Here is a 20,045-nt window from a genome sequence, read left to right as displayed (position 1 = left end):
AACAAAGAAAATTCAGGGCCGAAGCGTACGTGTGCCCGCAAGGGTATTCAAACAGGCTCGGGTCTGGATTTTCTGCAGTGACGAAGCAGATCGCCGTTTTTAAGCAGCCTGCTAGCCGCAGCATTTTTTGAATTTTTTGCCGCTTCCGCAGGGGCAGGGGTCGTTGCGGCCGACCTTGGGGCTTTCATGGCGGACCGTCTCGGTTTCATACTCGCCTTCGAGGTAGTACCAGCGGCCATCGCGCCGCACAAAGCGGCTGCGCTCGGTCAGGCTCTGCGTGCCGCCCTTGTGCCGGAAGCTCACTCGGAAGCAGACCATGCCCGTATTCCCGTCCGTGTCGGTTTCCAGGATTTCCAGATTCAGCCAATCCGTTTCCTTGTTCCAGCGTCTCACGTCGTCGGCATTGAACTCCGAGCGGTGCTCCTCGACCAAGGAGCCCTGAAGATAGTCCATCTCGTCACTGCAAAAGGCGGTGTAGCGCGAACGCATCAGCGCTTCGGGGCTGGGCGCGGGGATTTCTCCGGCGATGATGGGGGCGCAGCATTCTTCGAATTCACGTCCCGAGTGGCAGGGGCATTCCATGATGATCTCCTAGTGCGTGCAGCCTTCGTGATTGCAGAGAATGTTCTTGTCCTCAATGTCCCCGTCGGTCCAGCTTTTGAGCACGTCGAGGATTTCGCCTTCGCAGCCGCGGATCACCTTTATGCCGTGTTCGGCCATCTTGTTTATGGCGCCCTGGCCGATGTTGCCTACCAGCATGACGGCAACGCCCTTGGCCTGCATGGTCACGCCCACGGTGGATTTGCATCCGCAGCCCGAAGGCGGGAGAAAGGTCTCATTTTCGACGATTCGGCCGGAATCGTCCAGAGTGAGGATGGTGAAGGTGCGGGCATGGCCGAAATGTTCATCAACGCGCGTTCCGATAGTGGGTATGGCGACTTTCATGGGAAAACTCCTTGTTTTTCAGGTCCAGTTGCCCCTATGATCGAATCATGTCTGCGTCAATGAAGGACCCGGCACACTCTTACGGTAAGGAGATGAATCATGAGCACTGGCAAGTCGAAACACTATCAGAAATTGCAGGAAATGTATCCGGATCTCATTGCCTCGGCCGAAGCCTTGGGCAAGGCAGCGCAGGGGGCCGGACCTTTAAGCGAAAAGGAGATGCACCTTGTGCAGCTCGGCGCTTCAGCGGCCCTGCGCTCGGAAGGCGCGGTGCGTAGCCATGGTCGCCGGGCCCTTCAGGCCGGAGCCACACCCGAGGAAATCAGGCATGCCGTCATTCTCTTGACCAGCACCATCGGATTTCCTACGGTCGCGGCAGCTTTGGATTGGCTTGAAAAGGTTCTGGATTAGGGATTTTCAATCACAATGCGGTATGATGGAACGGCCCGCGAGGGCCGTTCTTTTTATGGAGGGTGTATGCAGAAACTCGATTTTATCGCCACGGACAAGGCTCCGGCCGCCGTCGGTCCTTATTCCCAGGCCGTGCGTGCCGGAGGCTTTTTGTATGTCAGCGGGCAGCTTGGGCTGGTTCCGGCCACCGGCCAGTTCGCCGGTGCGGACTTCGAGGCCCAGGCCCGGCAGGCCCTGGCCAACATGGGGGCCATCCTGGCCGAGGCCGGATGCGCCGTGACGGATATCGTCAGTGTGGACGTGTTCGTGACCGATCTTGCCAATTTCAAACTCTTCAACGGCATCTACGACGAATTCATGGCCGGACACCGGCCGGCCCGCGCCGCCGTGCAGGTCTCGGGTCTGCCGCTGGGCGGAGTTGTTGAAGTAAAGTGCGTGGCCCTGGCCCGCCAATAAGGAATTTTCATGACCAACAAACGAACCCGCCGTTTCGGTGTTTTTCCCTCGGCCAATGAAGACGCCCAGGCCGCCAAGCGCCATGTCGACACTCCCCAGTGCCAGTCCGCGTCCTATCGTCTGGCTTTTCAGGATCAGGACTTTCTGTTGCGCGAGGAGCTTCGGCCCGTGCGCCTTCAGCTGGAGCTTTTGAAGCCCGAGCTGACTCTGCAGGAGCAACAGATTGAATCCACCATTGTCATCTACGGCAGCGCCCGCACCATGGATGCGGAGACTGCCGCCGTCCGTCTGGAAAAGGTGCTGGAAGGGCTCAAGAAAAATCCCGAGGATGTCCTGCTGCGTAGCGAACTGGCCAAGGCCCGCACAGCCGTGGCCAACAGCCGCTATTACGAGGAGGCGCGAAAGCTCGGGCGCCTCATTTCCGAGAACATGGCGCAGTGCAAGCACGTGGTCATCACCGGTGGCGGCTTCGGGATCATGGGCGCGGCCAACCGGGGCGCGCACGATGTCGGCGCCAAGAGCATCGGCATGAACATCGTGCTCCCCTTCGAGCAGGAGCCCAACCCCTACATCACCCCCGAACTGAGCTTTCAGTTCCACTACTTCGCCATCCGTAAGATGCATCTCTTGATGCGGGCCAAGGCCCTGGTGGCCTTTCCCGGCGGCTTCGGGACCATGGACGAGCTCTTCGAGGCCCTGACCCTGATCCAGACCCGCAAGGTCAAACCCATTCCGGTGCTGCTTTTTGGCCGCCGCTTCTGGCACAAGGTCATCAACTTCGAGGCCTTGGTCGAGGAAGGAACCATCAACCCCGAAGACCTGAGCCTCTTTCAGTATGTCAGTACGGCGGATGAGGCATGGGATATCATCAAGGCGAGCAATGGACTGACCACGGACGGAAAGCCCTAGACGGTTGAAAAAGGCCCGATGGCTGCGTCGCTGCGAAAAAGCCGGACCCTCACGTATTGAAGCATACGCATCGGCCCCGGCTTTTCCTTGCTCCTTGCCCTCGAACCTTTTTGAACCGTCTACCTTTGAAAAAGGCCCGATGGCTGCGTCGTTGCGGGAAAGCCGGACCCTCACGTATTGAAGCATACGCATCGGCCCCGGCTTTTCCTTGCTTCTTGCCCTCGAACCTTTACTTCACTGCGGTATGTACGTCGGCGATGACTCTTTCCGACAGTCTGCGCATTACCCGGCTCATGGCTTCGACCACCGAGCCGGGATTTTTTTTGGCGGCGGGCTCGGACTCGCGGTAGGTGCGCTGGAAGAGAACCTGGTCCGATATTGCGCGGGCGCGCAGATCGAGCAGGGTCACGGTCAGGCCGGCGGTGGCCAGCCAGTGCTCCTCGGCGTCCACCTCCAGCCATTCCTCGATCATCCCTTCAAGCTGGTGCGTGGCGGAAACGGATGAGCCGGCCCGGTTCACGGCCAGAAAGAGGCCGCTTTGCTGCATGTCGCGGCGCAGATAATCGGCCACCAGGGCCTGCGGGGTCGCGCGCCACTGGTGATAGGCATATTCCTGTCGGCCAAAGGACAGATCCCGGTACACGATCTTGCCGGTGTTGAACTCCGGTGCCACACCGAAACGGTTCAGCACGATGACGGCCTTGGCCTGCGTTCCGGTGAACGCCGGGCTTTCGTATTCCAGGGTGTAGTAGCGCACGTCCGGCGCCGTGGTCCGGGTCGCCCCGCATCCGGCCAGGGCGAGCATCAGGATGAATGGAAGAAAATAACGGATGGGCATGGGCTTCCTACTCCTCCACCTTGCGGGGGGCCTTTGGTTGTCCGAAAATGAGCTGGGCCGGCTGATCCTTGACGTTGCCGATCAAGGTGTTCAGGTTGCTGGATGTTTGCTCCAGATTCTCGGCGGTGACGGCCAGGCGCTCTTCCAGATCCTTGATGGTGGCTTGCATCTGAAACACCGTGGCGTGGCTCTGGGTCATGACCACGTCGGCCTTGAGGGCCGTCGAAGCCAGGGCGTTCATGGCCGTGTCGACATGCGGCCGGTTGGCTTCGAGCAAGGACTGGAATTGAACGAGGATGGTGTCCATGCGAGTCAGTTCCTCGGCCGCCTTGTTCATCAGTGAACGCGACGCGAGGATGGTTTGCTCCATGTTTTTTGCCATGGATTCCAGGCGTTTCGGATTGGCTGCCGCGTTGATGCTGGCCAAAAGGGTGCGTATGTCGGCCGAGATGGCCCCGAGCTGGGCCTCGGTCATGACCGTGTTGACGGTTGTGAAGGCGGCCATGGCCTGGTCCGAAATGCCCTTGAAATCGATGGACTGGATCTTCATGGCGATTCCGTCGATTTCCCGGAACAGTTTCTTGATGTCAGAGGGTCTGGAGGCGATGACGGGATGTTCCGGGGTGAAGCTGAGCTGCGGCGAGAGGGCGTCTGACGTGGGCCCGCGCTTGTCTATTTCGACGAACATGGCTCCGGTGATGCCGACGTTGGAGATGGCTGCCACGCTGTCCTCGAAACGGTTTTCGTCGTCCGCGTGCTCGTCGTCGATGAGGATGACGACCTCGATGAGGTGATAGTCGGGAGCGATGCGGATGGCCTGGACGCGGCCCACGGGCACGCCCCGGTACTTGACCGGAGAGTCCACTCCGAGGCCCTGCACGGACTCGTCGAAATAGGTCACGAAGAGTTCGCCCTTGCGCAGAAACGAGGTCATGCCCAGCCAGATGATGGCCAGCGTGGCCAGGGCAAGGCCGGCGGTCATGAACAGGCCCACGGAAAAATTGACACGAGCGGAAGCCATTATTTCTCCATTTCCGGCTGTCTGTTGAAGAATTGGCGCACGAAGGGATGCTCGCTTGCTTCCTTGAGTTCGTGCGGATTGCCATCGGCGATGATGGATTTGCTTTCCTTGTCGAGCATGACGATCCTTTTCGCAATGGTGAAGATGGAGGAAAGCTCGTGGGTGACGACGACAAAGGTCGTGCCCAGGGTGCGGTTCAGGCGCAGGATGAGCATGTCGAGTTCGGCCGAGCTGATGGGGTCCAGACCCGCCGAGGGTTCGTCCAGGAAAAGAATTTCAGGATTGAGCGCCAGCGCCCGCGCGATGGCCGCTCGTTTCTTCATGCCTCCGGAGAGCTCCTCCGGCAGATGGTGTTCAAAGCCTTCGAGCCCGACCTGGCGTAGCTTGAGGCGAACCAGTTCCTCCACCGCGCTTTCCTTGAGGTCCGAATATTCCGTGATGGGCAGGGCCACGTTTTCACCGAGGGTCATGGAGGAAAAAAGGGCGCCGCCCTGGTACATGACCCCGATGCGGGCCAGGATTTTCTTGAAACTGTCCTCGTTGTCCGGATCAAGCGAAAGGCCGGCAATGGTGATCGCGCCGCTCATGGGCTTGTAGAGCCCGACCAGATGCTTGAGCAGGGTGGATTTGCCGCAGCCGCTGCCGCCCAGAATGACGAAAATTTCCCCGGCCTCTATGTCGAAGTCCAGGTCGCGCATGATGACCAGTTCCCCGAAGCCCATGGTCAGGCCGCGCACGCTGATGACTGGCTTTTGGGTCATGGCCGCCAGTACCTCAGGATCACGGCCAGGACCGAATCGACCAGGATGACCAGAAAGATGCCCGTGACCACGGCCGAGGTTGTGGCCTGGCCCACGCTGGCTGCTCCCCCTCGCACCTGGTAGCCCTTGAAGCAGCCCACCGTGGCGATGAGCACGGCGAAGATGGCGCTCTTGAAGAGGCCCCAGTTGATGTCGAAGATGGTCAGCGTGTTCATGGTCTGGGCCATGTAGGCGTTCACCGTCAGATCCAGCGTTGTCACGCCGATGAGCAGGCCTCCGGCGATGGCGAACAGGTTGGAGTACATGGCCAGCAGCGGCACCACCAGGAGCGAGGCGATGATCTTGGGCGCCACCAGAAACATGGCTGGCTTGAAGCCCATGGTGATGAGCGCGTCCACTTCTTCGGAAACCTTCATGGTCCCGATCTCGGCGGCGAATGCCGAACCCGAGCGCCCGGCAACGAGGATGGCCGTCATGATGGGTCCGAGCTCGCGGACCATGGCCAATGCCACCAGGGACGCCACGTAGATGTTGGCCCCGAACTGCTGGAGCTGCACCGCAGACATGAAGGCCATGATCAACCCCAGAAGAAAGCTGATCAGTCCGACAATGGGCAGCGCGTCCACGCCGACCCGCTGCATGTAGAGGACCACGTCGCCAAGGCGCAGCCTGCCGGGGTGGCGGAGCAGGGACAGGAGCGTCACGGTGACTTCGCCCACGAAGGAGACGTGAGTCATGGCCTGGCTCGTGACCTCGATGGTCTTGATGCCAAATCGCGTCATGATGCCGGGTCTGGTTCTTTTGGAGCCGCCCGAACGTGGCGGGTCGTCCAGACGCAAGAAATCCAGAAGTTCCTGCACATGACCCGGAGTGCCAAGCATCTCAAGGGTGGAGCCATGTTTTTCAGCCATGCGCCGCAATTGCAGAATCACCAGCGCGCCACAGTCGTCCATGCGCGTGATCCCGCTCAGATCGGCGTGGATGAGCCCCGGCAAGGGTTTGGGGAGATGCGCCAGGCTCTCCATGATTCCCGGAGTCGTGCGCAGGTCGAGAATACCGCGCAAGCCCAGGGTCAGAAGTTCCGGTTTTGAGTCCACAAAGAGCGTGGGCGATGGTGTCGTGGCGTGATCGTTGTGCATGAGTTATCCAAGCCTCTTAGCCCATGGCCGGGGGGCGCGTCTACCGTACGGCGCCCGCGCGACCCGCCCATTGTGACGTAATTCCCGATCTTGAATTGATGCCGGGTGTATGACAAAGGGCTTCACAGACGGCTGTTCCGGCATTATGGAAAGTCCGTCCTGACCGTGCCGCCGTGGCGGTGAACATACAACCGGAAGATGTACATGATTATGCGTTATATTTGTCTACTTGCTCTGCTTGTCCTTGGAACAGCCGTTCCGACTCAGGCCGCCGACCTGAAATCCATCCCGGATTCTTTGTATCCCGGGCTTGAATATTTGTTGACCATCCCCAAATCGAACTCGGACATCGAGGCCGATCAACTGACCGAGATCATTTCCTTTGTCGCCTCCAGCGCGGCGGAGAGCAGCATGTCCATGCAGGACCGGGAGAAGGCCTCGGGGGCCTTTTATGCCTTTAGTCTGCAAGGGGATCTGTCCCGCGTGGTGGACTATGTCTATAACCCGGACATTCCGGTTTACGTGACCATGCCCTCTTCCGTGCGCGATCAGGAGTGGCTGGACCCGGCCACCAAGGATGCCCTGAGGCTGCTGCCCAAGGCGCTCGACCGTGGGGAAACGCTGCTTGTACGCGGCACCGAGCGGGAGATCATCACCCCCGACGCCAACACGGGCGGATATTATTCCTATAATCAGGACCGCGCCGTGGCCGTGTTTCAAGGCCCCACCGGGCCCGTGCTGATTTCCGTGGGCTGCCAGACCGAACCTTCCGAGATCGGTCGCAAGGGCTGCGTGGTCGGCGAGGACTCCGACTGGAACTATCTGTATTCCAACGAGAAGGGGCTGAACAAGACCGGCCTTGGCTGGGTCGATTCCTACATGTACAACGCCCATTCCATCATTGTGTTCGTGTCGGACACGTCCACCGGAACCATTCGCGTCGGGTCCTTCAAATGGCTCAACGCCGGCTGGGCCAAGATGAACATGGTCAAGCAGAGCCACATCATCAACGGCATCAAACGGTTCACGGCGGATTTCAAAGGCGTGCTCGAATCCACCCGTCTGCCCGCACCTCAGGAGCTGGCCGCCATGTACCGGGAACTCAAATCCGACAGTGTCGAGGCACTCCGCCAGATGGTGGCGCCTTATCTGACCGCCATCGAGGATTCCGGAACCCTGTCCTCGTCATTCAAGAAGCTGCTGGCCTCGGGCCAGTATCTGCAGGACATGAACCGGCAGGAGTTGGTCAAGGTTCTGCTGAAGGAATTTCTGAAACAGCGTCTTGGCCGGGAGAGCCTCATTCGGGTCGCCCAGGCAGGACAGCATTGGACGCCGCAGCCCTGAGGCGCGCGGCGTTTTGACGTGCCCGCTCCCGCGAGCGGGCTAGCGGGAGAACCTCCATGCCGAGCATCGTGAACGTTTCGGTCTGTCGTGCAACAGCTTTTTGCCGTGCGGAAGTGCACTGGCGGAAGGCCTGCTTGGTTCCTGGGGTGCCGCGATGAGCCGGGTTGCCGAAGACGCCAGAAAGCGTGCGCGCGACATTCGGGATGAAGCCCTGGCCAAGCATGCCGAACGTGACCGGGCCTCGCTCATGGCCGTGCACGCCGAACTTGCCGAGCTCAAGGCCATGGTCGCCGGACAGCAGGAACAGTTTGTCCGGCTGACCGGCATGATCGCCGAACTGACCGCTGCCTTCGTTCCAAACGATGCGCAGAGCCGCACCATTCCATCCACTCCCCGTCCTCTTTCCGCCCGGAAACGCGTCGCGCTGGAACGCATCCGCGAGCTGCGCGAGCAGGACCTCTCTTTTTCCCGGATTTGCGAAATCTTCCAGGCCGAGGGCTTGCCGACGCTGTCCGGTGAGGGACAGTGGTCCAAGGGAACCCTCTGGAACCTCTGGAAAAATCACGCCCACCAGCTGGATATGCCTCGCCCGTGACCGGCCGCGTGTCTGCGAGCACGGATTCGCGGCGCTTCCCTGAGCAGTTTTTTTTGCGTACCGTTCACGTTGTTGTCGCTTGCCTCGGGAGTCATCCGGCTTTCCGCTTTCAGCCGGTAAGGACGCGAAGCGGAACCATGCGCCCCGTTCATCCGTCATGACCAAATGGAGCCGCCATGAGTACGGAATTTCTGTCCGAAGAGGGTGATGTCTGTTTTGATCAGACACGCCGTTTCGAAATTTTGCGCGAGATTTTCGACAGCCTGAGCGAACACGTGGCAGTACTTGACCGCGCCGGCTGCGTTGTCGACACAAACCTCAGCTGGCAACGCTTCGCGGCCGAGAACAGCACGCCGGACAAGTGCCGCCTGCAAGGCGAGAATTACATAGAAGTCTGCGACTCCTCCACAGGTGTGGCCGCCAAAGAGGCACGGCAGGCCGCAGACGGGATCAGGGGTGTGCTCTCCGGGGAGATCCCCGAATTCAGCCTTGAATATCCATGCCACGCGCCTTCGGAAAAGCGCTGGTTTCTGATGACGGTCACACCTCTTGTCAGCCATGGCTCCATCGACGGAGCCGTGGTCTCCCACATGCAGATCACGGCCCGCAAGTTGGCCGAAGCCGCGCTGATCCGTTACGAGCGCGCCATAGCATCCTCCTCTTCCCTGGTCAGCATCATCGATCTTGATTTCGTCTACCGGTTGGTCAACGACAGCTATCTCAGGGTGCATGGGAAAAAGCGCGATGAGATCGAGGGGCGCAAGGTGGCCGAAATAGTGGGACAGGACGTTTTCGACATGTATGTCGGACCGAAACTCGTCCGCTGTTTTGCCGGGGAAACCGTGGAGTACGAGGCCTGGTTCGATACGAACTGGGCGGACAGGCGCTGCTACGCAGTGACATATTATCCCTACCGCGAACGGGACGACAGCATCTCAGGCGCCGTGGTCACGGCCACGGACATCACCGAAGCCAAGCAGATGCAGGACGAGATCGCAAACAGTGCCCGTCGCCTTTCTGAAGCGCAGCGGCTGGCCAAGGTCGGTAGTTTTGAAAAGGACTACCTGCACGGGAAAAAGAACTGGTCCGACGAGTTCTGCCGCATTCTCGGGTATTCGCCGGAGACGGTCGATCCGGATTTCAACCTGTTCATGCATCATATCCATCCCGACGATGAACCCGATTTCCGGGAAAATTTTGAAGCGGCCGAGGCCCGGGGGCATGAATTCACGGCCGAGCTGCGCATCCGCACCGTTCAGGGCGAGGAAAGACATGTCAGTCTGGTCTGCGGTTTCGATCTGCTGGAGGACGGCAGCATGTTTCGCCTGCACGGCGCCATGGCCGACGTGACCGAGCGCCGGCTGGCGGAGCTGCGCCTGGAGCATCTGGCCAACACGGACGAACTGACCGGTCTGCCCAACCGCAGGCACTTTCTGGAGTGCGTGCGTGCGGAGATGGTTCGCTCCAGGCGTTTTGGAAAGAGCCTGTGCGTGGCCATGATCGACATCGACGATTTTAAGAAGGTCAACGACACCCATGGGCATGGAGTCGGGGATCTGGCCTTGAAGCACGTGGCCCGAACCATCAACGGCCTGCGCAGGGCCGTGGACGTGACCGGGCGTCTTGGGGGCGAGGAGTTTTGCATCATGTTTCCCGAGGCGGGGCTTGAGGCTGGAGCCGCAGCGGCGGAGCGCGTGCGCAGGGGACTTGCCGAGGCGGTTCTCGAACATGAGGACCTGCGCCTGCGGCTCACGGTCAGCATCGGTCTGGCGGAATATTCGGCGGGCGAGAGCCTGGATGGGCTTTTGAGACGCAGCGACGAGGCTCTTTACGAAGCCAAGCGCACCGGAAAGAATCGGGTCTGTTCCCGGGCAGTGGATTCCGCTCCGGTATGAGCGTTGACCGACCCGGCCGTGTGACCGGGTCGGTTCAAGAAAATGCGGGTTATCCGAACAGGCGCAGCAGGTCCGGCATGAAAGTGGGCACGGACCATCCCGGAACATAGCGGTTCAGGGTTTCAAGGATCGCGACCAGGAGCATGCTCGCATGGACAAGCGAGAGAACGGCCGTTCCGACCATCGAAACCTTGAAGCGCATGGGGTTTTCACTGACGGCGACAAGGAGCGAGAGGAGCATGGCCAGTCCCAGGCAGGCCGCGCTGGCCAGGCCGGCGTTGAAGATCTGGGGCAGGTGCAGATTGAAGATCCCCTTGAGGCTCGCATAGAGCCAGACCATCACCGCAAGGACAATGAGGCCGCAGACCAGATGCCACTTGGCCAGAAAGGGCGCGGCAAAACGGTAATAATCCCGGCCCCAGTCATCGGCGTCCCGGCGCAGCAGCAGGTAGCACAGGCCAACGGCAGCCGCCAGGCATAGCGACAGCGGCAGCCACAGCGCCATCAGCGGCCACAGCGCCGATCCCCACGGTGGCAGAAAAGCCGGAGAGTCGAGGCTGACACCCCGGAAGTAAAGCAGCCCCAACCCCGCCAGCGCCCAGTATCCGTATTTGATGGGAATATTGGCCACGCATCCAAGCAGAAAGTGGATGGCCTTTCGTTCCCGGGCGAACTTCCAGCTCAGATCGTAGCCGACCAGGGCCAAGCTTCCGAAGAAAGGCAGGGCCAATGCGGCGATCAGCAGCAGACTGTTGCCTGTCACGAATTCGGATTGCCGAAGCGGGTGAGAGAACAGAAGCGCCATGCAGGCTGCGATCACGAGCCAGAAAAGAACATGCCCGCCAAGGGCCAGCCTGGACATTTGCCTGGCCGCGCGGGCGGGAAAAGGTTTGCCGGAAATGAGCCCGATGAGTTCGCTGACCAAGGCGATGGGCGGAGCGCCCCAGAAAAGGGCGGCCAGGAGCAGGGGCAGGGGAAGCAGGGCAAATGCCCACAGGGGGAGTATGAGCGCCATGGGGACCTCGTGCGCGGTGTCGTTTTTTTTATGCAGGTGTCCGGTCATATCCTCTGGCTCGGCCGCAAGACGACAGGCTGATGGGGGCAAGAGCCCCGGGTTCAAGCGCCGGAATGGGTACGACTGAGGGCCGACCGGACTGGTCGAATGGGGGCTTTCTGCCCCAAAAGAGCGCAAGAGGCAAGGCGGCGCCACCCTTGAAAATTGGCGGGTTCTCTCCTATGCCACTGACGAAATGAGGGAGACAACGGTGACTAATCCATGAGATCGACGCTGGCCTTTGTGATCGGAATGCTTGTCGGCATTCTGCTTTCCTGGGCAAGCGGTCCCGTGCTCATGCATTTTGCCCGTGACTGGCCGGGCCCGCGCCTGATGGATATACCCTCCGGGATAGTGTCCGGTCTCAAATCCCTGCAGGGCGGGCCTGCACGTATCAGCAGGCCTTCCGCATCCGTCTTGCGCAGGCCGGTGACGCGCAAACTGCGCATGGCAAGATCCGACGTGATCCTGGGACGGGAGGCCGCCGACCCGTCGAATGCGACCGTCGCGCGATTTTCAGTCGTACAGCACGCTTACCCGGCCTCCTCTACAGTCGCCGGCAATGCATCCGCCGTCGCTGTCAACGCTTCCGCCGACAGCGATTCACATTCGTCCGCCGCATCCGGACCCGGACCCGTTCATGTCGCCAAGGGCGCGCACGAATCATCGGCTTCAGGGCCGGACATTTTTCAACCCGGATCGGGCGCTTCCGGACCGGAGGTTTCCGCAGCGGATGTTTCCCCTGCGAAGGTTTCGGACCCGGATTCCTCCGCCTCCGGGAAGGCAGCGGGCGTTTCGCCTGCCGCCCTGAAAAAGAAGACCGCGCCGGAAACCTCGCCTGACGAGGATTACGCCCGGGCCCTCAAGAGCTACCAGGACGGCCGTCATGCACCGGCGCGGGAGCAGTTTGCCGCGTTCATGCGGAAATTCCCCCGCCACAGGCTTATTCCCAACGCCCTCTACTGGACCGGCGAGACGTGGTACGCCCAGGGCCGCTACGATCGCGCCATGGAGTTCTTCGCGCGGGTCGTACGGGACCATCCCCGTCATGCCAAAAGCGCGGACGCGCTGCTCAAGCTGGCCTATTCGGAGCTGCGCCAGGGCCGTCCCGCACAGGCCGGAGTTTATCTGCAGCAGCTGGAGTCCCGTTATCCCGACTCCCCGGCGTCCCGCCTTGGCAGGCAGGCGCGGGGCAGGATTCAGGGCTGCAACGAGCCCAACGCGGTGGCGCTGGCCCGTGGATGAATTCGGCGCCAGCCTGGCCCTGCGCCATACCAGCGGTCTTGGGCCGCGCACATGGAAGCGCCTTTTGGTGCATTACGGCGACGCCCTCGCCGCCGTTTCGGATTTTTCATCCTGGACGGCGCGCGGTCTGGTTTCGGCCCGGGTGCAGGCCGAGTTTGCCCGGGGCGGCTGGCGCGAGAAGGCAGAGGCTGAGCGGCGCAGGGCGGAAAGCTTCGGTTTTTTCACTATTTTTCTTGGCCACAATGCCTATCCCGAGCTGCTCCGCGAGATCCCCGATCCGCCTCTTTTTCTGTATTATCTCGGTGATCCGACCCTGCTGAACCGCCCTTGTGTGGCCGTGGTCGGTTCCCGGGCCGCCTCGCGTTATGGCCTGGACATGGCCGAGAGCATTTCGGCATCCTTGAGCGCGGCCGGGATCTGCGTGGTCTCGGGTTTTGCCCAGGGCATCGACCGCGCCGCGCATCAGGGTGCGCTACGCGGAGTGGGCGGGACCATCGCCGTGTTGGGCACGGGCCTTGACCTTGTCTATCCGGCCTCCAACACCGATTTGTGGAAACAGGTTTCCGCTCATGGACTCATCGTCAGCGAGTTCGCACCGGGGACCAGACCCGAGGGCATGAATTTTCCGCACCGCAATCGCATTGTCAGCGGCCTTTCCCTGGGTGTATTGGTGGTCGAAGGAGCGCTTGGCAGCGGCAGCCTGATCACCGCCGAACTGGCTCTGGCCCAGAACCGCGACGTGTTCGCCCTGCCAGGACCGGCCAACCTGAAAACCCATCAGGGCTGCCACCAGCTCATCCGACAGGGTGCCTGCCTCGTGCAGAGCGGGGAGGACATCCTGCGGGAATTGCAGCCTCGCCTGGGGGCTCTTGTCATGCCGGACGCCCCTGCCCCCGGGCCTCGGCGGCGTGAACCGGAAGATCCGGAGCAGCGAGTCGTGTACCGTCTTCTCGAAGGCGGCGAACCCCTGCATGTCGATACCCTGGTCCGCCGGACGGGCTGGGCGGCAGGCAAGGTCAGTTCCACGCTCCTTTTCATGGAACTTCAAGGGATTGTGAAGCAGCTTCCGGGCATGTACTATGACCTTGCAACGTGACCCCAAAGATCATCTGGAGAAGAATATGCAAAAAATACCCCTGCAGCTGGCCAAACCGGAAATGGTTCTGGCCAAGCCCGTGACCCGGGAAAACGGGATGGTGCTCATCGCAGCAGGTACGGTTTTGACGGCGGGTCTGATCACCAAACTGGACAACATGGGCGTGGAACTGCTCGTGGTCGAGGGCGAGACCCTGGAAATGGGCGGCGGGTGTAGCGAGGAAGTGCTCGCCAAAAAGCGCGAAAGGCTTGACCATCTTTTTCGAAAGTTTGCCGACGACAAATACATGCAGCAGGTCAAGCAGGTCATTTCCGACTATTATGCACGACAGTGCGCCCTGGCCGCAGCGGCCCAGGCGGCAAGGGAAGAGGGACAATAATATGGAAGAAGATCTGCGTACCAAACAAAAGGGCGCCATTCTGGCGGTCAAGGATTTGCCGACCCTGCCCGGAGTCCTGCAGGAAGTGGCGATCCTGGTCGAGAATCCCAATTCGTCCACGGACCAGATAAGCAAGGCCATATCAAAGGACCAGGTTCTTTCGGCCAAGGTCCTGAAAATGGTCAATTCGCCCATCTACGGGTTTCCCGGCCGGATCGGTTCCATCCAGCACGCCTTGGTCCTGCTCGGTTTCAATGTCATCAAGGGTATCATCATCTCGACCTCGGTCTTTGAGGTCATGAACGAGAACATGAAGGGCCTCTGGGAGCACAGCCTGGGCTGCGCTCTGGCCAGTTCGGCCATCGCCCGCGCCATCGGCTGCAAGGACCCGGAGGAATACGCGGTGGCCGGCCTGCTGCACGACATCGGCAAGGTCGTGGCCGCAGTGCAGCTCCCGGAAAGCCGGGCGGCCATCGACGCGCTCGTCCTTGAGAAGGACATTTCCTATCGCCAGGCCGAGAGCGAGGTGCTGGGTTTCGCCCACGACCGCATCAATCTGTGGCTGTGCAACTACTGGAATCTGCCCGCGAATCTGAAGGAAGGGCTCTCCTATCATCACCGACCCATGTCGGCCACGCTCTACCCGAAGATTGCGCAGGTGGTGCATGTGGGAAATTTTCTGGCGCGGCTCTTCGGCGTTGGCAACGGGGGCGACAATCAGGTCAGCGTCCTTGACGAGGGGGTGCTTGAGGCTCTTGAGATCACTCCGGAGGTGCTCTTCAAGATCATGGACGGCCTGGAACGCGAATTCGTGGATCTGGCGTAGGAGTCCCGCATCATGAAGGACGGCAAGCATTTTTTTCTGGTTACCTCCGACGCCAAGCTTGAAGGCAGTCTGCGCGCCCTGTGGCCCGAGGAGGAGGTCAAGTGGACCTGTTTTGCCCGGGGCTCGTCGGCGCTGGAATTTCTGTTCAGCGAGCCTCCGGATCTTTTGGTCGTGGACGAGCAGTTGCCCGACCTTGCCGGAGTGGATCTGGTCCGGCTGATCAAGGGCGAGAACGTCTACCGTCAGCTGCCGGTGGTGCTTTGCCTGGCCAGCGAAGATCTGGCCGAACTTCAGGATTTCAGCACGCTCGAGATCGACGATTTTCTGGTCAAGCCGTTTTCGCCGCCCATCGCCAAGGGGCGCCTCATCCTGGCCTACCATCGCTCCACCCGGGAACTCGACGCCAGCCCGCTGACCAAACTGCCCGGCAACACGTCCATAATCCACAGAATCCAGGATTTCATTGACCGGCAGGAGGACTTCGCCCTGGCCTACATCGACCTGGATCACTTCAAGTCCTTCAACGACAAGTACGGCTTTTCACGGGGTGACGAAGTCCTGCTCATGACCGCGCGGGTCATCGTCAATTCCATCCGGGGCTTCATGGGGGCGAACACGTTCGTCGGTCATGTGGGCGGGGATGACTTCGTCTTCATCGTGCCTCGGGAAAAGGCCGAGAGCGCCTGCCAGCAGGTCATCGACAATTTCGATTCCATCGTGCCCCATTTCTACGACCAGGAGGACCGCGCGCGCGGGGCCATCCATTCTCTCGATCGCAAGGGCAAGGAACAGGTTTTCCCGCTGATGGCCATCTCCATCGCCGTGGTCCTGAATCGCGGCGGCAAGCTCAAGCACTTTGGCGAGGCTTCCCAGATCGCCATGAACCTGAAGAAGGAAGCCAAAAAGAACCCCAAGAGTTGCTATGTCATGGACAAACGGGCCAGCGCCTGATCCTGTCGCCCTTTTTCTGCTGCATCTGGACGCTCAGCGCGGATACTCTCCGGCCACCGTGGCCGCCTACGGGACTGACCTTGAGGGCGCGCACCTCTTTCTTGGGCGCAGGAGCAAGGGCTTCGACGCCCCGGCCGAGGTGACCAAGGCGGACATCACCGCATACCTGGCCGATTTGCACCGGCGCGGTCTCGCCAAGTCGAGCGTCTGCCGTAAGCTCTCGGCCCTGCGGGCCTTTTACCGCTTTCTGCGCCAGCGCAAGATGGTCGTGGAAGATCCCTGCGCTGCCCTGGCCAATCCCAAGCTGCCCAAGGTCCACCCCAAGGTCCTCAATGTCGATCAGGCCATTCATCTGGTCGAGACCGAAACCACCCTTGATCCCGAAAGCCTGCGCGACCTCGCCCTGCTTGAGGTGCTCTACGGCTCGGGGCTGCGCGTCAGCGAGGCTCTCGGACTTGATTTCGCCCATGTGGACCTGGATCAGAAGTTGGTGCGGGTGCTGGGCAAGGGCAGGAAGGAGCGCATCGTTCCTCTGACCGGTCCGGCGGCGGAGCGACTGGGGCGCTACATGGAGCAGCGCGGGGCGTTTGGCCCGGCGCCCCGGGAGCAGGCCATCTTTCTGGGCAAGCGGGGCGGGAGGCTGACGCGCAAGCAGGCGGACCGCATCGTCAAGGCGATGGCCGTGCGCAGCGGGGCCCCCTGCTCGATAAGCCCCCACACCCTGCGCCACAGCTTCGCCTCGCACATGCTCCAGGCCGGAGCCGATCTGCGCAGCGTGCAGGAGCTTCTCGGCCATTCCCGCATCTCGACCACCCAGCGCTACACCCACCTTGATCTCGCCCAGGTCATGCGCGTCTACGACGCCTCTCACCCTCTGGCCGGGGGCAAAGACAAAAAAGACTAGCTGACGATAAAAAATTGCAGACCGTTCAAAAGCGGTGAGATGCAAGAAAGCTAAAAAAACCAGGGCGCGCAGTGTATTCGAGCATACATAAGCGGTCTGGCTTTTTTAGCTGGCGCGGCAGATTGCCGTTTTGGGGTGGCCTGCTCGGCTACTGCATCTGCTCAAGCCCGGTCACGGGCACGGTCAGGTCGTTACTCAGAACCCACAGGGCCAGCATGTGGCGCAGGGTCAGGTCGGCCTGGGCGATGGTTTCCCTGTCCGCATCGCGGGTTGCCATTTCCTGGATGGCCAGCATGTATTCCTTGGCCAGGGTGAATTCGGCGCAGATCTCGCGCACGAAATCCTCGTAGAGGTCGGGTTCTTCCTGAAAGAGCTGGTCGAGCACGCTCATGGTGCGGGTCAGGGAGAAGAGGGTGATGTCGGCAAGCTGAGGCATGTTGTGTCTCCATGAAAAGAGCCGGTCGCGGAGAATTCCGTAACCGGCTTGTCGTATAGTGGTTAAAAAAATTACAAGCCGAGCTGACTGAGGAGGTCGTCCACATCCGTCTGGGAATTGGCGTCCTGGGGGCCCTTGAGCTCCGTGGCCCGGGCCTTGGACGTCTGGCGGATCTCCTCGACGGATTGCTCCGGGTTTTGTTCCATGGCTTTCATGGACAGACCCGTGGCCATGTAGAGCTCAAAGACCACCTTCTCGATCTGCTGCAGGGCCGCGACGATGCGCTTGATGCGCTGGCCGGTCAGATCCTGAAAGCTGAGCGTGGTCATGATTTCCATCAGGTCCGCGCCCAGGGCTTCGTTTCCGGCGCGCAGTTCCGCGATTTCCGGACTGGCGGTCCCGTTTTCAAGGGAAGCGAGGAGCTGCATGGCGCGGTCGTTCATGTCCAGGTGCTTTTCCACCAGCCCCATGATGCTGTCGGTGGCTTTTTCCGTAGTCTGCAGGATGGCTCCAAGCTGGGTCGATGCTTCGGAAAACATCTCGTCGGCCACCGGGGAGGCGGCCACCGGCAATTCGGCAGTGCCGGTCGCTGCGGAGTTGATCTCCCTGTAGATGGATTTGAGCCCCTCCTGCAGGTCCGTGCTAATGGAACGGTAGAATTCGCCTTCGGTCAGGGCCATGGTCAGGGCGCGGCTGATCTCATCCGTCAGGGCCGCCGAGATGACCTCCCGGATGGTGCTCTCGGCCTTGGTCGTGATCCTGTTCAGCAGTTCCTGACTCAGCTGTTCTTTGTGCATGCATTTTTTCCCGGGTTAGGATGAGGGGGCGAGGTGACGCTCCAGCAGTTGTTCGCGTTGCTTGGCCACGACGTATTGAATGATCTTTTCGCGTTCGCAGTCGCGCATGTCCATGAATTCCATGGCCCAGACCCGTTCCCCTTGACTCTCTTTGGCCCTGAGGATGGTTCCGGTGGCCCCGGCCAGGCTCTGGGGCTGGTTGCTGAGCGCGATCACCACTTCCACGCCCTGGCCCGGTTCGAAATCCTGATCGGCGGAGAATCTGATGCCCGCGCCACTGATGTCATGGATGAGCACGGGTACGGGGAAGTCTTCCTGCAGCGTTTGCTGGGTCAGGATGGAGAGGATGGCGCTGAGTTTTTCGTTCATGGCACGCAGGTAGTGCGCCAGCCCGTCGGGCAGGGCGGACTGCGCTGTCTCGGAGAGCTGCGGCATGGTCCCCGTCTGGGTGCTGGCAAAGAGGGAGGTGAAACGGCCCGTGGGCAGGATGCGCAGATATCCTTTCAGGGCCGTGTCGACTCGGGCGTAAGCGCGCTCTGGAACGTTCATGACTCCTCCTCTACCACGTATCCGGGTCGACCTCCATGATCATGGCCCGAACGGGACACACGGTGACGCACATGTTGCAGGCGGTGCATTTTTCCTGATCGAAATCGACCAGCCGGGTTTCAAGATTGAGGTGCAGCGCCTTTGAAGGGCACAGGGCCGTGCACAGACCGCAGTGCATGCACGACTCCTCGTTGCGCGAGATCTCGTGGGCCACCGGCGTGACCCTGATACCCTGTTCCTGCAGGTAGATCACGCCCTGGCGATAGTGTTCCCGCGTGCCGGAAAGCTCCAGGATCATGTGGCCTTCGCGGCGTGGGTTGATGTTCGCCTGCAGAATGTTGAAGGTCAGGTCGAAGTGTTTGGCCAGATTGTACATCATGGGCTGGCCCGAGGACTCCGGGGGGAAGCGCAGGCTGACGATGCGGCTGTATTCTTGAGTGGACATGGGTTTCCTTGCGCGGGCCTAGTTGCCGCCCTTCAGGTATGCCTGGGCACGCTTGGCCTCGGCGGACTGGGGGTGTTTCTTGATCAGGTCTTCAAGCACCAGTTTGCCGGCCTGGTCCTTCTTGAGCTTGAAGAAGGAGATGCCCTGCTTGAGGAGGGCGGCCGTGTATTTGTTGGACTTGCTGTGATCCTCGATGACTTTCTGGTAGGTCAGGACCGCGTTGGCGTAGTCCTGCATCTGGAAGAAACATTCTCCCTGCCAGAAGATGGCGTTGGGCACGAGGGGATCCTTGGGGAATCCCTTGACGAACTCGGCCCATGTGGTCTGGGCCTGCTTGTACTTCATCGCATAAAAGCTTTCCAGGGCCTGCTGGTAAAGCTCCTGTCCAGGCACTTCGGCCTGTGGCTGCGTTTGGGGTTGCGCCTCCGGCCTTGTCTCCGGGGTTCCGATGACCGGGGCCGCAGGCTGTGTCGCAGGCTGCGGCACGGGCTGGGAAGCGTTGCCGGGAACTTCGGGCGCACCGGGAGCGGGAGGCGTCATGGTGCCTGGAAAGCTGCCTGTGGGCGTGGACTGGGCCGGGGGCAGGGGAGGCATCTCGTCGAAGACGATGCCAAGCTGGGTGGCCATGAAGAGCGTCTTGCGTTCAAGATCGACGACCCTGGAGTTGAGCGAATCAACAGTCACCAGCCCTCCGGCTGCTTCCTGCTGCATTTGCTGGGTCCGGTGCAGGTCGTCGACCTGTCCGGTCAGGGCCGCGAGCTGGCTGCGCAGGGCGTTCACTTCCGCCCAGTTGTTGGCCTGGGCGGGCTGACTGCGCGCCAGTTCCGCTTCAAGCTGGGCGATGCGGTCCTGCTGCTTGATGCGTTCCTGTTCCTGCGAATAGACCTGACTGCGCAGGCGGTCGAAATCCGAGGTGGTGACACAGGCCGGAATTGTGCCCAGCAGAGCGGCCAGAGCTCCGCCGACCAGAATTTTCCTGCCAAGGGGAAAAGAAGACATGAGAACCTCGCTGTGGGTGCTTTTTCATCTGATTGGCCTCGACCGCGAGC

24 protein-coding genes are annotated in these 20,045 nt (G+C 60.9%); 12 read left to right on the top strand and 12 right to left on the bottom strand.

Annotation, left to right across the window (positions count from 1 at the left end):
* Positions 1–111: 111 nt before the first annotated feature.
* Both BMZ40_RS16060 and BMZ40_RS16055 read right to left on the bottom strand, forming a co-directional pair.
* Positions 112–582 carry a YchJ family protein gene (locus BMZ40_RS16060; RefSeq protein ID WP_092378195.1) on the bottom strand — a complete coding sequence of 157 codons (471 nt, stop codon included), beginning with the start codon at positions 580–582 and terminating at the stop codon, positions 112–114.
* Positions 583–591: 9 nt separating this feature from the next.
* Positions 592–945, bottom strand: a complete 354-nt coding sequence (locus BMZ40_RS16055; protein WP_092378192.1) for a NifB/NifX family molybdenum-iron cluster-binding protein — start codon at positions 943–945, stop codon at positions 592–594.
* A gap of 99 nt (positions 946–1,044) precedes the next feature.
* Here BMZ40_RS16055 and BMZ40_RS16050 point away from each other — a divergent pair, with 99 nt between their 5' ends.
* The 3 genes from BMZ40_RS16050 to BMZ40_RS16040 all read left to right on the top strand — a co-directional run bounded on the left by BMZ40_RS16050 (position 1,045) and on the right by BMZ40_RS16040 (position 2,721).
* Positions 1,045–1,356 (top strand): carboxymuconolactone decarboxylase family protein, encoded by a 312-nt coding sequence (locus BMZ40_RS16050; protein ID WP_092378189.1) that lies wholly within the window; start codon positions 1,045–1,047, stop codon positions 1,354–1,356.
* A gap of 66 nt (positions 1,357–1,422) precedes the next feature.
* The gene (locus BMZ40_RS16045; RefSeq protein WP_092378187.1) at positions 1,423–1,812 is read left to right on the top strand and encodes a Rid family detoxifying hydrolase; all 390 of its coding nucleotides are present in this window, start codon (positions 1,423–1,425) and stop codon (positions 1,810–1,812) included.
* A gap of 9 nt (positions 1,813–1,821) precedes the next feature.
* Positions 1,822–2,721, top strand: coding sequence for an LOG family protein (locus BMZ40_RS16040; protein ID WP_092378184.1), 900 nt, complete (start codon positions 1,822–1,824; stop codon positions 2,719–2,721).
* 229 nt (positions 2,722–2,950) lie between these two features.
* Here the strand turns inward: BMZ40_RS16040 and BMZ40_RS16035 are convergent, their stop codons facing one another.
* From BMZ40_RS16035 to BMZ40_RS16020, 4 genes are read right to left on the bottom strand one after another with little or no spacing between them, the layout of a single operon-like run.
* The gene (locus tag BMZ40_RS16035) at positions 2,951–3,559 is read right to left on the bottom strand and encodes an ABC-type transport auxiliary lipoprotein family protein (protein ID WP_092378181.1); all 609 of its coding nucleotides are present in this window, start codon (positions 3,557–3,559) and stop codon (positions 2,951–2,953) included.
* 7 nt (positions 3,560–3,566) lie between these two features.
* Positions 3,567–4,580 (bottom strand): MlaD family protein, encoded by a 1,014-nt coding sequence (locus BMZ40_RS16030; RefSeq protein WP_092378177.1) that lies wholly within the window; start codon positions 4,578–4,580, stop codon positions 3,567–3,569.
* Positions 4,580–5,341 carry an ABC transporter ATP-binding protein gene (locus tag BMZ40_RS16025; RefSeq protein ID WP_092378174.1) on the bottom strand — a complete coding sequence of 254 codons (762 nt, stop codon included), beginning with the start codon at positions 5,339–5,341 and terminating at the stop codon, positions 4,580–4,582. The genes BMZ40_RS16030 and BMZ40_RS16025 overlap by 1 nt, the downstream gene beginning before the upstream one ends.
* Complete coding sequence (locus tag BMZ40_RS16020) at positions 5,338–6,480, bottom strand: ABC transporter permease (RefSeq protein ID WP_092378171.1); 1,143 nt, start codon at positions 6,478–6,480, stop codon at positions 5,338–5,340. The genes BMZ40_RS16025 and BMZ40_RS16020 overlap by 4 nt, the downstream gene beginning before the upstream one ends.
* Before the next feature lie 204 nt (positions 6,481–6,684).
* Between BMZ40_RS16020 and BMZ40_RS16015 the strand changes: the two genes are divergently transcribed.
* The 3 genes from BMZ40_RS16015 (at position 6,685) to BMZ40_RS16005 (ending at position 10,314) form a co-directional block, all read left to right on the top strand.
* Positions 6,685–7,824 carry a hypothetical protein gene (locus BMZ40_RS16015; protein WP_092378167.1) on the top strand — a complete coding sequence of 380 codons (1,140 nt, stop codon included), beginning with the start codon at positions 6,685–6,687 and terminating at the stop codon, positions 7,822–7,824.
* Between the two features lie 154 nt (positions 7,825–7,978).
* Positions 7,979–8,419 carry a hypothetical protein gene (locus BMZ40_RS16010; protein WP_092378164.1) on the top strand — a complete coding sequence of 147 codons (441 nt, stop codon included), beginning with the start codon at positions 7,979–7,981 and terminating at the stop codon, positions 8,417–8,419.
* A 176-nt stretch (positions 8,420–8,595) separates the two neighbouring features.
* Positions 8,596–10,314 (top strand): sensor domain-containing diguanylate cyclase, encoded by a 1,719-nt coding sequence (locus BMZ40_RS16005; RefSeq protein ID WP_092378160.1) that lies wholly within the window; start codon positions 8,596–8,598, stop codon positions 10,312–10,314.
* Positions 10,315–10,363: 49 nt separating this feature from the next.
* On the opposite strand, the gene BMZ40_RS16000 is transcribed toward BMZ40_RS16005, so the two are convergent.
* Entirely contained in the window at positions 10,364–11,329 is a 966-nt protein-coding gene (locus BMZ40_RS16000; RefSeq protein ID WP_143075670.1) for a hypothetical protein, read from the bottom strand.
* A gap of 261 nt (positions 11,330–11,590) precedes the next feature.
* On the opposite strand from BMZ40_RS16000, the gene ybgF (BMZ40_RS15995) reads away from it, so the two are divergent.
* The 6 genes from ybgF (BMZ40_RS15995) to BMZ40_RS15970 are packed head-to-tail and all read left to right on the top strand — an operon-like array spanning position 11,591 to position 16,769.
* Entirely contained in the window at positions 11,591–12,613 is a 1,023-nt protein-coding gene (ybgF, locus tag BMZ40_RS15995; RefSeq protein WP_092378155.1) for a tol-pal system protein YbgF, read from the top strand.
* Complete coding sequence (dprA, locus tag BMZ40_RS15990; protein ID WP_092378150.1) at positions 12,606–13,709, top strand: DNA-processing protein DprA; 1,104 nt, start codon at positions 12,606–12,608, stop codon at positions 13,707–13,709. The genes ybgF (BMZ40_RS15995) and dprA overlap by 8 nt, the downstream gene beginning before the upstream one ends.
* A 25-nt stretch (positions 13,710–13,734) precedes the next feature.
* A complete protein-coding gene (locus tag BMZ40_RS15985; protein ID WP_092378147.1) occupies positions 13,735–14,088 on the top strand; it encodes a hypothetical protein in 354 nt (117 codons plus the stop codon).
* A 1-nt stretch (position 14,089) separates the two neighbouring features.
* Entirely contained in the window at positions 14,090–14,914 is an 825-nt protein-coding gene (locus BMZ40_RS15980; protein WP_092378144.1) for an HDOD domain-containing protein, read from the top strand.
* Positions 14,915–14,926: 12 nt separating this feature from the next.
* On the top strand, positions 14,927–15,865 hold the full coding sequence (locus tag BMZ40_RS15975) for a GGDEF domain-containing response regulator (RefSeq protein WP_092378140.1): 939 nt from the start codon (positions 14,927–14,929) through the stop codon (positions 15,863–15,865).
* Positions 15,837–16,769, top strand: coding sequence for a tyrosine recombinase XerC (locus tag BMZ40_RS15970; protein WP_092378136.1), 933 nt, complete (start codon positions 15,837–15,839; stop codon positions 16,767–16,769). The genes BMZ40_RS15975 and BMZ40_RS15970 overlap by 29 nt, the downstream gene beginning before the upstream one ends.
* Before the next feature lie 148 nt (positions 16,770–16,917).
* Here BMZ40_RS15970 and BMZ40_RS15965 read toward each other — a convergent pair whose 3' ends face one another.
* From BMZ40_RS15965 to ybgF (BMZ40_RS15945), 5 genes are all read right to left on the bottom strand, one after another.
* On the bottom strand, positions 16,918–17,205 hold the full coding sequence (locus BMZ40_RS15965; protein WP_092378132.1) for a hypothetical protein: 288 nt from the start codon (positions 17,203–17,205) through the stop codon (positions 16,918–16,920).
* A 71-nt stretch (positions 17,206–17,276) separates the two neighbouring features.
* Positions 17,277–18,002, bottom strand: a complete 726-nt coding sequence (locus BMZ40_RS15960; RefSeq protein ID WP_092378129.1) for a protein phosphatase CheZ — start codon at positions 18,000–18,002, stop codon at positions 17,277–17,279.
* A gap of 15 nt (positions 18,003–18,017) precedes the next feature.
* Complete coding sequence (locus BMZ40_RS15955) at positions 18,018–18,551, bottom strand: PilZ domain-containing protein (RefSeq protein WP_092378126.1); 534 nt, start codon at positions 18,549–18,551, stop codon at positions 18,018–18,020.
* Between the two features lie 10 nt (positions 18,552–18,561).
* Positions 18,562–18,996 (bottom strand): NIL domain-containing protein, encoded by a 435-nt coding sequence (locus tag BMZ40_RS15950; protein WP_092378123.1) that lies wholly within the window; start codon positions 18,994–18,996, stop codon positions 18,562–18,564.
* A gap of 18 nt (positions 18,997–19,014) precedes the next feature.
* Positions 19,015–19,995 carry a tol-pal system protein YbgF gene (gene ybgF, locus BMZ40_RS15945; RefSeq protein ID WP_092378120.1) on the bottom strand — a complete coding sequence of 327 codons (981 nt, stop codon included), beginning with the start codon at positions 19,993–19,995 and terminating at the stop codon, positions 19,015–19,017.
* Between the last annotated feature and the right edge of the window lie 50 nt (positions 19,996–20,045).

Origin of the sequence: Desulfomicrobium apsheronum (assembly GCF_900114115.1) — a bacterium.
GTDB classification, from domain to species: domain Bacteria; phylum Desulfobacterota; class Desulfovibrionia; order Desulfovibrionales; family Desulfomicrobiaceae; genus Desulfomicrobium; species Desulfomicrobium apsheronum.
This window is presented reverse-complemented; position numbering and strand designations above follow the sequence as displayed.